The 15,205-nt window shown below is 41.3% G+C and carries 13 protein-coding genes; 12 read left to right on the forward strand and 1 reads right to left on the reverse strand.

The features are described 5' to 3' along the window. The first annotated feature begins 95 nt into the window (after positions 1–95). The 6 genes from C9J47_RS18090 to C9J47_RS18115 all read left to right on the forward strand — a co-directional run bounded on the left by C9J47_RS18090 (position 96) and on the right by C9J47_RS18115 (position 5,393). Positions 96–1,394, forward strand: coding sequence for an ABC transporter permease subunit (locus C9J47_RS18090; RefSeq protein ID WP_107254745.1), 1,299 nt, complete (start codon positions 96–98; stop codon positions 1,392–1,394). After that, the gene (locus C9J47_RS18095; RefSeq protein ID WP_107254746.1) at positions 1,394–2,308 is read left to right on the forward strand and encodes a sugar ABC transporter permease; all 915 of its coding nucleotides are present in this window, start codon (positions 1,394–1,396) and stop codon (positions 2,306–2,308) included. Before C9J47_RS18090 ends, C9J47_RS18095 begins: the two co-directional genes overlap by 1 nt. Beyond that, the gene (locus C9J47_RS18100; protein ID WP_107254747.1) at positions 2,308–3,444 is read left to right on the forward strand and encodes an ABC transporter ATP-binding protein; all 1,137 of its coding nucleotides are present in this window, start codon (positions 2,308–2,310) and stop codon (positions 3,442–3,444) included. The genes C9J47_RS18095 and C9J47_RS18100 overlap by 1 nt, the downstream gene beginning before the upstream one ends. A 107-nt stretch (positions 3,445–3,551) precedes the next feature. After that, complete coding sequence (locus tag C9J47_RS18105) at positions 3,552–4,175, forward strand: hypothetical protein (RefSeq protein ID WP_170107538.1); 624 nt, start codon at positions 3,552–3,554, stop codon at positions 4,173–4,175. Between the two features lie 17 nt (positions 4,176–4,192). Then, positions 4,193–4,399 (forward strand): hypothetical protein, encoded by a 207-nt coding sequence (locus C9J47_RS18110; protein ID WP_107254748.1) that lies wholly within the window; start codon positions 4,193–4,195, stop codon positions 4,397–4,399. Positions 4,400–4,454: 55 nt separating this feature from the next. Further along, positions 4,455–5,393: a LysR family transcriptional regulator gene (locus C9J47_RS18115; protein ID WP_107254749.1), complete on the forward strand. Its 939-nt coding sequence runs from the start codon at positions 4,455–4,457 to the stop codon at positions 5,391–5,393. Between the two features lie 81 nt (positions 5,394–5,474). On the opposite strand, the gene C9J47_RS18120 is transcribed toward C9J47_RS18115, so the two are convergent. Next, the gene (locus C9J47_RS18120) at positions 5,475–6,578 is read right to left on the reverse strand and encodes a M20 family metallopeptidase (protein ID WP_107254750.1); all 1,104 of its coding nucleotides are present in this window, start codon (positions 6,576–6,578) and stop codon (positions 5,475–5,477) included. 181 nt (positions 6,579–6,759) lie between these two features. Between C9J47_RS18120 and C9J47_RS18125 the strand changes: the two genes are divergently transcribed. The 6 genes from C9J47_RS18125 to C9J47_RS18150 all read left to right on the forward strand — a co-directional run bounded on the left by C9J47_RS18125 (position 6,760) and on the right by C9J47_RS18150 (position 15,205). Then, positions 6,760–7,758, forward strand: a complete 999-nt coding sequence (locus C9J47_RS18125; RefSeq protein WP_107254751.1) for an ATP-grasp domain-containing protein — start codon at positions 6,760–6,762, stop codon at positions 7,756–7,758. Beyond that, on the forward strand, positions 7,755–9,293 hold the full coding sequence (locus C9J47_RS18130) for an ATP-grasp domain-containing protein (RefSeq protein WP_107254752.1): 1,539 nt from the start codon (positions 7,755–7,757) through the stop codon (positions 9,291–9,293). The genes C9J47_RS18125 and C9J47_RS18130 overlap by 4 nt, the downstream gene beginning before the upstream one ends. A 2-nt stretch (positions 9,294–9,295) precedes the next feature. Next, positions 9,296–11,962, forward strand: coding sequence for a M14 family zinc carboxypeptidase (locus C9J47_RS18135; RefSeq protein ID WP_107254753.1), 2,667 nt, complete (start codon positions 9,296–9,298; stop codon positions 11,960–11,962). Positions 11,963–12,231: 269 nt separating this feature from the next. Further along, positions 12,232–13,683 (forward strand): ATP-binding protein, encoded by a 1,452-nt coding sequence (locus C9J47_RS18140; RefSeq protein ID WP_107254851.1) that lies wholly within the window; start codon positions 12,232–12,234, stop codon positions 13,681–13,683. Further along, entirely contained in the window at positions 13,680–14,327 is a 648-nt protein-coding gene (locus C9J47_RS18145) for a response regulator transcription factor (protein WP_107254754.1), read from the forward strand. Before C9J47_RS18140 ends, C9J47_RS18145 begins: the two co-directional genes overlap by 4 nt. Continuing rightward, a complete protein-coding gene (locus tag C9J47_RS18150) occupies positions 14,324–15,205 on the forward strand; it encodes a DUF2861 family protein (RefSeq protein WP_107254755.1) in 882 nt (293 codons plus the stop codon). Before C9J47_RS18145 ends, C9J47_RS18150 begins: the two co-directional genes overlap by 4 nt.

Genomic DNA, 15,205 nt, shown 5'->3' on the forward strand with positions numbered 1-15,205 from the left:
CTATGAGCCGCACGATGCCTATGACATTAAGGCATCGTGCAACACAAATAACGTGACATATCTACACAGCACTTATAAATAAGTAGGTTATTTACATGAGTCAACAATTTGTATTCTGGCTCTCTATAGTTATTCCCGGCAGTGGACATCTCCTACTCCGTCGAATGCGAGAAGCCCTATTTGGATTTTCGATACTGGCTTTAGAGATATTGGTATTTATTCAATTCACCCTTCCGAACTTCCGCCTATTAGCTGTCGAGCAACCTAATGGAAAAATCACCATTGGTGCTGAGCGTTTTGTTGATGATTCTTTTCTGATCATGGTCGGTTCAACCGTTGGCGCCATGATGATTCTGGTTTTTTTAGCCCTTCACTACGCGTTTGCTCGTGATGCTAAAGATGTAAAGCGCCAAATAGAAGAAACTGGTTTTGCCATTACGTTTACCGAGAAAGTTCGTGGCCTATCACACGAAATCGTTCCAAACCTAATCACTGCACCTAAATTTATTTTATTGTTTATTTTTGCTCTTTTACCTGCAATTGTCTCTATTATCGTTGCATTTACTAACTTCAAACGCCCTGTACTTCCGCCTGCATTCCTTATTGAATGGAAAGGCTTTACCAACTTCGAACGTTTATTTACCAACGAACGCACCGCAGCTGCATTTCAAGAAACACTCACTTGGACGTTAACATGGACATTTTGTGCCTCAGCACTGACGATTGTTTTAGGCACTGTGCTGGCGGTTGTAGCCAACAATAAACACATCAGAGGAAAGAAATTCTTCCGTACCGTGTACATCTTGCCTTGGGCCGTTCCTGCTTTCTTAACCATTTTAGTCTTCCAACTTTTCTTCTCGAAAATTGGCGGAATGAACACTATGGTAATCCCATTTTTCACGGGTAATGAATACGATGTCAGTACCGCAATTGGCTTCTTCCTTAATGCCGATTACGCCAAGATAACGATCATTTTAATACAAGCATGGCTTGGGTTTCCTTACGTCTTTATCTTAGTCACAGGCGTATTACAAACCATTCCAGACGACCTTTATGAAGCCAGTGCCATTGATGGCGGTAATGCATGGACAAACTTCTTCGACATCACTTTGCCCTTAATATTAATCAGTGTTGCTCCCGTGTTTATTACTCAATTTACCTTCAACTTTAATAACGTCACCATCGTTTATATGCTGGGTGAAGCAACGGTACAAACCGTGGGGTCGATTTATAAACCACTCGATACCATTTCATCGCTTGGTTTCCGTTTAATGATGGATGCCAAATACAACGAAGCCGCGGTGTATACCTTAATCACCAGTACCATTGTCGGTGCGGTTGTCTTGTATTCATGGTTAAAAGCCGGTGCCTTTAAAAATGAGGAGGTTATGTAATGGACAACGCTATCCGTTTAGATCGCCCAGTCAAAGCGAAACGCCTAAATCGTCATTTCATCACCAAAAATATAGGACTGATTTTTAGTTACGCGTTTCTTATTTCAATGGTGATCGTGATTGTTTATCCGATACTGGTCACTCTTATGAGCGCGTTTAATGTGAGTAATTCACTGTATTCAACCTCCTTTTTTCCAGAGAATTTCAGTTTAACTGAAAACTTTGTTCAACTGTTTACTGAAACACCTTATTTAAGTTGGTATCGCAATACCTTCCTTGTGTCGGTTATCACTATGGTGCTCTCTACTGTTATTGTTACGATTTCTGGTTTTGTTTATTCCCGCTATCGTTACCAGTCACGAAAAAGTGCCTTAATATCGCTATTAATCATTCAGATCATCCCCTCTGGCAGTGGCTTAATTGCCCTGTACGCGATTGCAAACTCTATCGGCATTTACAGCTCTTCAAATGCCACGCTTTATACGTATATCTTTATGATCCTCATCTACACCACAGGTGGCATCACAATGAATACGATTTTAATGAAGGGGTATTACGATTCGATCCCTCGAGCGTTAGACGAGTCAGCGAAAATTGATGGTGCAACCCAAATGCAGGTCTTTAAAGAGATATTACTGCCATTGGTTAAGCCGATGATCATGGTTATCGCCATCTTCTGTTTCTTAGGCCCTATTGGCGACATCATCATGCCAAAATTCCTTATCGCCAGTATGAATTCAGAAGCAAAAACACTGGCCGTAGGCCTGATGGGACTCATCAACAACATCAAAGAGTCTAGCTATAACGTATTCGCAGCAGGAGCGGTCTTAGCAGCAATTCCACCTGTCATTGTGTTCTATAAATTTCAAGATTATATCGTGGGCGGCTTAACGTCTGGTGGAGTAAAAGGCTAATGAGCAAGATTTCATTAAGAAACATCAATAAAAAATACCCTAATTCGGATACGTGCTCGGTACGTGATTTCAATTTAGACATTGAAGAAGGTGAATTTATTGTCCTTGTCGGCCCATCCGGTTGTGGCAAATCCACCACTTTGCGCATGATTGCCGGGTTAGAAGACATTACCGATGGTGAGTTCCTCATTGATGGCGAAATCGTGAATGACATCAGTTCAAAAGACCGCGACATTGCAATGGTATTCCAAAGCTACGCCCTTTACCCACATATGTCGGTACGCGACAACATTGGTTACGGATTAAAGCTACGTAGTTATCCTGGCAATGAGATTAAAGCGTCGGTTGATAATATCTCTGAAGATCTCTTCTTAACCGAATACCTTGAGCGTAAACCGAAAGAACTCTCTGGTGGTCAGCGTCAGCGTGTTGCTCTTGGCCGTGCCATGGTTCGTACGCCAAAGCTGTATTTAATGGATGAACCACTAAGTAACTTGGATGCAAAATTACGTACTACAACGCGAACTGAAATCTCTCGCATGCACCGAGATAAAGGCGCAATCACCATTTACGTAACGCATGACCAAGTTGAAGCAATGACGATGGCAGATCGCATCGTATTAATGTCGATGGGTGAAATTCAACAAATTGGCTCTCCAAAAGAGCTATTTACCAACCCTAAAAACTGCTTTGTGGCGACTTTCATGGGCATGCCATCAATGAACTTGATTGAAGGAACATACGAAGGCGGTCAGTTCATATGTCACTCTTTCACTATTACCTTAAATGAGAGTGATCAACAAATTCTAAATGATGCGGGTTATAACGGTAAATCAGTTACTTTAGGTGCACGTTCGAGTGCCATTCGCTCAGGTAAAAAATATCGCGATGCTTTCCCTGATTGCTGCTTTGAAACCACAGCAATGAACAGTGAATACTTAGGAGATGCTATCAATGTGTTCTTCAATGCCGCACCAATGAACCTATTTGTTGGCACATTAGGCACAGGCGAGCCCGATGTGGCGATTGATGAAAAGATCACCTTAGTTATCGACAATACCAAGCTGCATTTCTTTGATACCAAAACCGAAGAATCGATCAAGTATTCAATAAAATCAGCTGAGTTCAAAAAATAATCACATCATAAACATACCTTAAATAAGGTACTTCACTGCCCTCTTACAGTAAGAGGGCAATGAAGAGTATAATCTATTCCAGACAGTTAATGGAAAGGAGTCACACTTTGATTTTTCGCGGCCAACTTCAACGCATTCACGACTATATGTTTCATATTGCCGTCGCTGTCGTCATTTTCATCACTGGATTTATCATTGCGTACAGCACCCTTCCCAAGCCATCTTTTGAGTATTCAACGTTTACTGAGCAACAAAGTAACTTTAAGCAATGCGTAAATAATGATGAGCTATTTCTCTTGGCTGAGCGTTTTGAGAGAAGCTATTTAACACTTCCATTAGAAACCATCCATACCGAATACAACACACTGCGTGATCAGATCCCAAATGATTGTGGAGCATTTCATGTAGAAAGCAGTTATGAGCAACTGCAAGAGATGGCGATTCCTGTATTAGCCGAAGCTCAACGCTTTTATGGTTCTAAAGACGTAAAGGCGGTGAATGCTGTCTACACCACACCATCGCAATACAACGCACTGCTTAAGCAACCTCAGCCGTATCTCTTTTTTATCTCAGATAACGAGCAAGAACGTATTGTGGCAATTAAGGTAATGCCAACCAAAGACGTCTTTGAAATCACCCCTCTTTGGGGATACGAAGAGAGCCAAGATCTCGCGTATACACAAGGTGAAGTGCAAAAACTCTTACTCGTTTATAACGAAATTAAAAGCTAGAAATCAACTATCGAAACTTGAAATATTACGAAGAGACGCTTCACTTACGAATTCGTACCGCAAAGGGTGAAGTTGCTAATAACAGCGAGAATCCCGTTGAAGTGAAGCTTCCTCGTTTACTTTCTGACCATAATGTCATTGATATTTATCACGAAACGCCTTACCAGTTAACAAAAATACTAACATTGGCACTATTTGGCTTCGCTATGTATCAAGATAGATAGATATATACAAATAAGCGTCATAAAATAGCTCTTTCTGTAAAAGCAAAGAGCTATTATGTTTAAGTTAATGATCCAATTCATTCAAGTAGCTAAGACTCAGAACGTAACCCAAGCCGCTAACAACCTCTGCTTAAGTCAACCGACGTTAAGCCATAACATGCAGAAGTTAGAAGAAAAACTTGGCAGTAAACTGTTTAATCGTCATTCCAAAGGGATCACGCTTACATCAAGCGGTGAACTACTTTATGAACAAGCGAAAATGATGCAGAATCTGTACGAGAATACCCTCAATAAATTAGAAAAAAATAAACTGAGGCATCAAACTGAACTTAAAATTGGCTGTGGTGATGCCTGGTGGCACCTGTTTATTCGAGACAGCGTTCAAGACTTTCGAGATACCTATCCTCACAGCAATATATCCATCGATGTTGGCAATCACTTACAGCTGATGAATTTATTATTAAGTGATGAAATTAGCATCTTTGTTGGGCATGAGATACTCGGACTAGCGCAATACGAAGGCATACAGTTTCACCCTCTATTTAGCAGTTGCGAAGAAGTCTATGTCAGGAAAGGGCATCCTCTACTTGAGATCACTTGCAGTAATGAAGATATCGCACGCTTTCCCTCTGTCGATTTAGGCGCGTCTAAAAAACGTTTTTCACACTTAGTTCAACAGCAAAACGAAGAATTAACGTCTTTTCAAAAACGTCACTATTTGCAAGAAAAGGTTATCTATAATACCAACTCACTATTAACCGCAATTGATTTATTACAAAACAGCGATGCAATTTTACCTTACCCGATAGGAATGAGGTCTTACTTTAGTACCTTTGATATTGTGCCGCTTCAAATGCAAGAATGTTTTAGTAAGGCAACTATTGGAGCATACCTACATAAAGATGGATTACAAAATAAACAAAGCATTGCACTGTTAGATCAATTCAAAAGCCTTATTAAAAACAATCCGCATATCAATGGCGATATAGATTAAGTAGGTAATAAAAAGCTAGTTCACTCTATTTAAGCTCAGAAGGGATAACCAGCCTCTTTTTATAAGGCTGGTAACTGCGGACTAACTACCTTGATTAAAATGTCGAAGGATAGCGGTTACTTCAGTGATCCTTCTGATAAAACTACTTTTTGATGCCCGCTCGAATTCAGTATGGTCCCCATCACCATAAGGACCAAAACCATCAAGAGTGGGTAAACCAGCCCCAGAGGTGACATTGGCATCACTCACCCCGCCTCGTTGTTCCGTTTTTAAAGGGTAGCCAACAATTTTCCCTAATAGGTCAAGAAATTGCTGCTGTTCAGGCGAAGGAGTCATAACATCACGTTGCAAACCACCACTCAGGTTGGCTGTCACCCCTTCTATCCCATGATTTTCAACCATGAAAGGAATAGCACTTAACACTCGTTGTTGCTCAATCGCTTGGGTAAATCTAGCTTCCACCATTAACGTGGCCTTGGGGGAAATGGTATTGGTGCTAGTTCCCCCGTTTATTTTTCCTACATTAACTGTGGTGCCTTCAGAAATATTACTCAGCTCAGTCAATAAAATGAGCAGTTTTGCTGCGGCAAGGTTAGCATCTCTGCCTTGAAGGTAATTATTACCAGCATGCGCCGCGACGCCTTGAAGTTCGATGCCATAAGTCGCAACACCTTTGCGCCCATTAACCACTTCATGATCTGCACCTGCGGCTTCAAAATCTAAACACGCTTGATAGTTTTTGGCTAACTGACGAGTAATAAGCTTGCTGTCATCACTACCCGTTTCTTCATCACTAACCATTAAGAAGTCGATATTACGGATTTCACCACACTTTCTTTTTATATTACGTAGCGCACTGAGAGCAACAAAATTGCCGCCTTTCATATCGCAGGTTCCAGGGCCATAGATCCAGTGTTCATCTTCCCTAAACCCTTCAAATATCCCTGGTGGGAATACAGTATCTAAATGTCCCATAAGAAGCAGCCGAGGTTGGTCTTTTTCTGTTGGGCTACAAAATAACAAGTGGTTCCCAACCTCTTTTCGCTCAAAGACTTCACATTCAAAGCCAAGCATTTTCATCCACACTTTCATCTTTTCACCGTGATAATCAACGCCACTTTTGTTGTTTGTCCAAGAGTTTATTTCAACAATTTCTTTCAAATCAGTGAAATCACTGTAGTCCATAATTTGATTCCTTGCACAGCTTTAGTAATTCGCTGCCATCGTTAATTAGAATTTTCAACTCAGCTCACTGTTACAATCAATATGCAACAATATGATGTGAACATATATTACTATTGTGCCAGTTTTACTGACAATGCCTGAACGGCATATTTTTGATCTGCTCGTGATTAAGGAGATACTCATGGCAAAACATCGAATCGGTTTGTGGATGTATGAGAACTGTGGAGGACAAGACATTGAGCGAAAAATCGTTGCTCAGCTACAAGAAAGAGAAATTGAAGCAATTGGCGGTCTAAACTTAGCGCATGCCTCTGCATATGACAGCAGTATTTTTTGTAATGGTCATATATTAGATGAACTCGATCTGTTCTTTTCGTATAACGCAGGGCAGCAATCACCGTTTCAGGTCTATCTGTATCAGACCCTCAACACCATGATGCCAATGATCAATAACTATGATTCATTCGCTCTGACGGAAGATAAGTTCCGAACTGCACACCGACTCAAGAAAAATAATATCCCAACCACCGATTATATTGTTTGTAGTAAGAACAATATTGAACAGCTCAAAGAACACATGCGTTTTTGGCAGGGAAAAGCCATTTGTAAGCCTGTTGACGGCTGGGGAGGCAACGGCATTATTAAATTAGAACACGAACGTGACCTTGACCTGCTAACGCCCTATATAACCCAGCAGCATGCACCGCAATTCTATTTAGAACGAGTGATAGAAAACGATTTTACCGATTACCGAGTAGACATAGTGGATAACAAATTTGTTGCCTGTTATGGCCGAAAAGCTGCACCCGGTAGTTGGAAAACCAACGTGACCAGCGGTGGCAGCGTGATAATGCGTGAACCTGTACCAGAAGTGGTTGAACTGGCATTAAAAGCCGCGAAAGTGACAGGGCTAGAAGTGGCTGGAGTCGACATTATTTATGACATTGAGCACCAGCAATATGTGGTCATTGAAGTCAATGGCATTCCTGCTTTTGCTACCCCAGAACAAGAAAAGTTCGGACTTAACTTTAATGATACTAAGATTCAATATTTGGTTGATCTCATCGACCGAACAGTAAACAAAAGCAATCATCCAACGAATATTTCTCCTGATATTGCCCTCTCCTTTCATGAGCCTGTAATGAATCCACCCCTCCACACTGAGGTACCTTCCGTATGATTTCTGTAAATACTTCCAATATTACAAGCAGTACTAAAAGCTGCCCTAAAATTGGCTTACTGTACCTTGACCATGTATTACGTTTTTTCAATTGTTCTAACTTTAAAGGCTGGCCAGAAAAAATTGAACAGGTGGTGTATCACTGGGGTAATGATAAACAGCGTTTTATCAATGAAGTGAAGCGCAAAAAAATTGAGGTCTTAATTGGCAATATTCCGGCAACGGCATACGAAACATTCCGCGCTATCGCCCGTGAATTACCGAATGTTCGGTTTATCCCTTCTCTTGATACTCAGTTCAGTAATAAATCAAAAGAAAACGTCACACACTTTTGTGAAAAATATCAGTTGCCCGTTCCGCTTACTAAGATTTTTTATCAAGTAGATGAAGCCTTGGAATACCTAACACATACTGATTATCCAAAAATTGTTAAACGTTCTTATGGTCCATCCAACTATGGCGGTTATTTTGTCCATAAAGTAGATACAGCCGAAGAAGCGTTACGACTATTTTCAGAAAAGCGATATTACCCTGCTTATATTCAAGACTTTGTTCCGATGAAAGCCGATATTCGAGTAATGCTAGTCGGACACCAACCAATGTGCGCATTTTGGCGCCGTCCTCCTGAAGGTGAATGGCTTACCAACACCAGTCAGGGAGGTAGCATGGACTATCAAGATATCCCTGAAGAAGTACTTGAAATAGCAGTAAAAGCATCGAAAGCGGCCAATGCTGAATACTGGGCTTGTGATATTGCCGTCAGTACAGAAGATGAATATACCATTTTGGAATGCGCGACAGCTTTCGCTGCTTTTCCCTATATCCGAGACTGGATTGGCCAATATTTAATGTGGTTATTAAATCCTCAAAAATTCACCAAGCCTCATATTGTTCATAAAAACTGGGAAGAGCTAGGAAAGATTGACTCATCATTATTGCGAACCATGCGTCACATTACATTTGGCCAGCCAGATTTCTCGACAGATACTGGCGAGTATGCGCCAACAGATGAGCACTACCGTCTATTGCAAACGCACTATCAGCCAATTGAAGAGTGGCCAAGCGAAGCATGGAACTTTCAAGATATGCACAACAGTCTGGTCATTGAATCTAAAACATCGAGCGGTGTTTTAGAACAATTAAGCACTGAACCTGTATTAGATTGTACTATTGAAGAAATGGATAGTGGTATTGAGGAACATAGTGTTGTTAATGTCTCGGCACAGCAAGCCTGCTTACATCCTGATGACATAAGTAGCCCTGATATTGATTGCTCTAATGTAGCGGGTTCTGATATAGACGACTCTTCTGTAAAGGAAATACCTTCAATCACTCACGACCAATTAGTAACATTCTTCTTGGGCGTAAAAGGAATTGGGCAAACACTAGCCAACGAGATTGTTGATACGCTTAGTGTAGAAGGCACGTTACACGCTTTAAACAATGCCCCACAGCAACTCACAACGTTTCGAAATTTAAAGCAGAAAAAGCTGAAAACAATCCTTGCCGACTGGCACGCGTATGTTAGGGATTAAGAATGAAAAAACGATATCTTTCTTACCAAGATACTATCGACTTCTTAACAGAAGCGATGGCAAAATATCCTGATTTGATCCGGCTACAGAATATAGGTGACACCCATGAAGGGCGCCCTATTATGATGGTGACTATATCCCAAGATGTAGCCTATGCCGATCTTAAACCAGCCTTATTGTATACAGGTACGATACATGCCAGAGAATGGATAGGTATCGAGCTAGCGGTTAATTTTATTCAATATTTATTGGATAACTACCCGAGTAATCCCGAGGTTGTTGAAGCCTTGACGCGCAACACCTTATATATCGTACCTTGCCTGAACCCAGATGGTTTCGAGTATTCCCGTAATCACTTTTCGTTTTGGCGCAAGAACCGACGTGATAATGGTGATGGAACCTTTGGGGTCGATCTAAATCGTAATTTCGGTATTAACTTCCGTCAATCGACAAACACCCAGTCGAATATTTACGGAGGACCAGCCGCATTTTCCGAACCAGAGACGCAAGCGATTAAGCAGTTTGTCGAGCAACATAACAATATAAAAATTGCACTTGATTATCACTCTCAGGGCAATGTATTTTTTCCTGCTCATAAATTTAATCATGAAGCCGAAATTGAAGGTACGGATCTTAATATTTTGTGCGCCAATATGGCGAAAGAAATACATAAAGTGACTCGCCGTCAGTATGGTATTCACCGAGGAAAGCCACCTGCAAACCTGATCCATGGTAGCGGCCGTGAGTACTATTATGACCGAGGAATTTTATCAACCGTCGTCGAGGTAGGCAGTCGAAATATTCCCGATTACCTGATCAATATGTCACAAAGTGTTGATGAAAATATTCCGGCATTACTGTATGCACTTGGTACTGCCATAAACTATTCAGATTTAGCACCTAAACGCCCAGAAAATTTCACTGTACGTGACATATCAGCTAACCATGCAGAGCTAGTCTGGGATCATAACCCTGAAGATGACGGCTGTTATTATCAGGTTTACCGTAATGAAGCCCCCAAAGACCCCTGCACACGTGACAACCTTATAGCCATTACATCACAAAGTGAATATACCGATAAGCAACTTAAATCTGGGCATCGTTACTATTACAACTTACGAAAAGTTAACCGCGTCAACCGGGTAAAATCACCGTTTGCGCCTGAAGTAAAAATAAAAACGAACCTTGAAAAAGATGAGTTTTCATTCACCTTATTCCCAACGCCCGAAAAAATAGGCTACACCGGAGAGTTTCTTGCCACGCAAAATGCAGAGCACTTTGGTAATAACTCCTTATTTATAGGCGTAAATAAAACCAAGGGGATCTGCTACGGTGTTATTGACTATGATATGAGCCGGATCCCTACCGATGCACAGATCAAAGACGCCGCGTTCTCTTTGTACCCGATGAATCGAGTTGGCGCCAAAATAGAGAATTATGGCGAATGGTCGGTATCCATTCTAGATCCTGATGATATTTCTGACATAACTGATTTCGAACAAATCCATAACGCAGTAGCATTACAAACATTAGGCGATGCAATTGATTCCGATCAGCTCACCCAAGGCATCTGGAAAAATTGGCGTTTCAGTGCCCTAGAAAAACAACTCATTCAAGATCAGTTAGAAAAAGGACGTTTGTTATTACGGTTACAAGGCCCAGATAACTTACCGCAAGGCCACGATTCGCAAATGATGCAATTCGATATCGGCTATGGTCGTTTTGGCGGTGGTATTCATTATCGACCAAACCTCGATCTTATCTATCACCGCCGCCCTAATGCATTAACCTGTAATGCCACTGTGTGCCACACCGTAAGCCATATAGGGGTTACTCAAGGAGAGTTACAAAGTGGTTTTGATGCCGATGGTCAGCGAATATTTGGTCATGTAGAATTCATGCTACCACAGCTATCAGAACGTACAGATATTGTAATCACTGATGCGTATTTTGTATTAGAGAGCGAAGCTACAAACGGTATTTCACAGCCAATACGATTTACCGTTGGGATGGTTGATAATGACAAGCTCAGCTACAACAGCATAAAGTGCAGCGAATTAATCGAATTTCTTGGCTACGAAGTCAGTAGTCACGAACTGGTTAAAACACCAAAACAAACCTTTATGTTTGATAGTTCAGCCCGTCAGCATTTAGAAGATCTACATGATTCAGGGAAACCCATCAATTTAATCATTCGAGCAACCTCAGCCTCTCGTCAACAAGACGCTATTGTGCAATGGAAAACACTCTCAGCTGATGAGACCACCGTTTACCCACAACTGGTTGTGGAATATATTGAGCGACACAAACAGCCAATGGATTCTCCTGAAAACTTTCAAGCCTCATTAGAAGACGGGTTGGTTAGGTTAACGTGGGATAACCCTGATAGTGAAGACTGGGTAGGCACGTATGTGGTGCGAAATAGCTTCCACCCACCCCGTTCTCCCTTTGATGGCGTAAAGTTGTATGCAGGTAAAGACGGATATACGTTAGACCGTTTTGGCAATACGAATATTCCCAAATATTATTCTGTATTTAGCTACGACAATGTACCCAACTATTCTGTACCAGCCACCTTGAAATTCAGTACTGACGAGGTTACTCCCGTTATTTACGATGAATTTGAAGCACAAGACGAGATGGAACAGCGTTATCGAGAAGGTGACTAATTACTCCTAAAGCCTAAGAACCCTAAATCTAATGTTATAAAAATCACTGGCGCTGACGTTATATAAACTAAAGCGCAATGTAAACTAGGCCGTAATAAGTGCCAGTGATTTATACCAACTCTTAAATTTAATATTGAAATACCGCTGAATGTGGTTACAAAGAATTACTGGCGTAGAAAGAGAAATATTATACGAATGTTTACACAGAGGTTACAAACCACCGAATAAAAGCGTTAAGATTGCTATTATTTGCTGCTATTATGCACACTATGAATCGCTTTCAACTTATGGGCTTACTGGTTGTCTTTTGTATCAACGCTTCATCAGCTGTTGCTCAAGATAATACAACAAACCTTCAAACGTTATGGCAACAGTTTTATCAGCAAGCAGGCTTGCTCTCTCCAAAGCAAGATCTTAGCCAAGCCGACATTAACCGCTACCCTAAATCACTACTTCTCAGCAGCAGTCAGTACCCTCTTTTCAGCCAATTCCACTGGCACGAAATACAGCAGCTGTGGCAAATAGGTGATCAATGCCAACAAGATCGCTCCTTAGCTACTAAGCCAGATCGTAAAGAGATTAGGCTACAAAATGCTATCGAATTTGAACTGGCGCGTTGCCAAAAAAAGTCACTAGCAAATAATTGGTTTGATAATAAGGCCTTGCTTCACCCGGCTGGCGGCAGTTACGCAGACCGATACCTAACCTCGCTTGATAAACCGCATCGTGAACTTTTTTTAACTCAGCATCGAAAGCAATTAACGCTCGCTAACCAAGAGCATCCGTTACACGCTTTACTTTCAGAGCTTTCTCCTCAAGGAGTCGATGCGTTGTTATCAGGCTATCGAGCTTACATTACCGAACAGAGCACACTGTGGTTAAACAATGACTCGGGGTGGAAAGCCATCGGCGCCAACCAATGGCAGCCTCTTGCACATTCGATGAAATTAGCGATAGCAAACAACACAGCCGCAATTTGTTCATTTCGGTACAGCAACATTTGTTTAAATGTCGCGACACCAGCGCCTCAACTAACTCGTTGGATCTTGGCCTTTTTAGCTTTAGCTATTGCATTTTTGATAACACGTAACCTTTACCAACGACGACAAAATGCAAAAGAACGACAATTTATCCTCCAGCTTCTAACACACGAGCTAAGAACACCAATTACCAGTTTAGGTTTTACCGTAGAGATGTTTCGCGATCAATTTGATGAGTTAAGTGACAACACACAACAAACGGTTTGGCGCTTAATGGCAGACCACCAAAGGCTGGCTCAATTAGCAGAAACCAGTAAGGGCTATTTGAGTTCTCAACCTGAAGATCAATTTCAACATCAAAGCGCTTATCTCTCTGACTGGTTAGATCACTATTTAGAAAAATATTCACTGGATTACACATTGAACGAAGATCGAGAATTAAACCTACCCTACTATTGGCTTGGGATCTGTCTCGAGAACCTGATAAAAAATGCTCAGCAACATGGTAAAGGTAACGTCGCTATCGATATTCATGTTGATCAAGTACTGCGAATTCAAGTGTCTGATCAGGGTGAATTCCCGAGTATCGCTCAACGCTGGTTAACACTTGTTAGCCCTTCAAAGAGTCAAACCAATATGGGGATCGGTCTCGTTATCGTCTCTCGCCTTATGAAGCAAATGGGTGGCAAGCTTATCTGCCAACGCAAACCAACACGTTGTATTTTGGAATTACCATTATGAACCAAATTTTATTAATTGAAGACGATAAGCTACTTGGTGAAGGGTTAAGTGAATATCTTATACAACAAGGTTTTACCTGCAAATGGCTCACTAACAGCCAAAATATTGAGACACACTGGTATCGTGCTGATCTGGTTATCCTTGATCGTCAACTAGCTGAAGGCGACAGCATTACACTTTTACCACAATGGCTTATGCTAAAGGCACTGCCTGTAATCATCCTGACCGCAAAAATCGAGGTCGAACAGCGTATTGAAGGATTAATGGCTGGTGCCAAAGACTATATGGTGAAGCCCTTTTCTCATCAGGAATTATTGGCGCGTATTTGTGCACAACTTCGTCCGTTGGGTGAGAGTTTGATTCACTACCAACAAATAGAAATTGATGTATCTAATAGAGCGTTAACCGACGATGGGTCTGCTGTCGAACTCAAACCAAAAGAGTTTCAATTGCTACTGATGTTAGTTCAAAATCAAGGACGCGTTTTCCATCGTGAAGAACTACTGAATAAAATATGGGGTTATCAAGCCTTCCCAACAACTAGAACCGTAGATAACCATGTATTACGCATCCGTCAAAAATTACCTAGTATTCATATAGAAACGTTACGTGGTGTTGGCTACCGCTTGGTGAAAGTGTCATGAATAAACTGGTTTCATTGCTTCTGAGCTGCCTATTTATTAGCCCAATCACTCACGCCAAAGCTGACAACTGGTTTGCTGATACCCCACTGCAATCGAGCTATTCAGCTTTATCTGCAGGTCAAACGCTGCTTGCTTGGCAAGAACTTCAACTCAGCTTGAGCCAAAATCAGATCAGTGAGCACTATTGGCAACCGATCAAAGACGCGGTATTGAGTAAAACACAATGTGGGAAGCAACTGATTAGTTCTGTAAGTTTACCAGCCAGCATCGATGTCTCTTTTATCAATAAAAATAGTGTGAACAATCAGGGTTATCAGATAAAAATATCAACAGAGCAAGTCACGCAACCTCTTATTTTAAAACTATTTGACGAAAATAATACGTTACTTGTCACTGCCAATATTCCCCAGCCAACCGAAGAGTATATTGAATTTGAAAGTAACGATTTATTGAGTACACCAAAGGCAGGAATATACCAACTATCGATTAATAACGTTCGCTATCCGCTGGTCATTTCTTCTTTCACAAACACTACATGGGTTCAGCAGAGCACAGATCAAACATCAAAATCATTCATTGTCACACCACCAGCAAATAAAATAGCTTGTGCACCCGTTGTGATGAATTGGCAATGGTTTGATGAACAATACAACCAGATAGGTAAGCATATTTCAATGCAGCTAGCACCTGTTATGCCAATTATATCAGCCGCAACTAATAGCAATTTACAATATGCAGCAAAACGCCCAGCAACCACTCCTAGCAACGCAACATGGCTAAGTGCTGTAGTCAGCCAATTTGAATACCAAGGCGAAGTGAAAGTGGAATATGTCCAGCGCTTTAGTTTGCCTATTTCGACAATAGAGACATATAGGTGA

The sequence above is a fragment of the Photobacterium indicum genome, assembly GCF_003026215.1.
Taxonomy (GTDB): Bacteria; Pseudomonadota; Gammaproteobacteria; order Enterobacterales; family Vibrionaceae; genus Photobacterium; species Photobacterium indicum.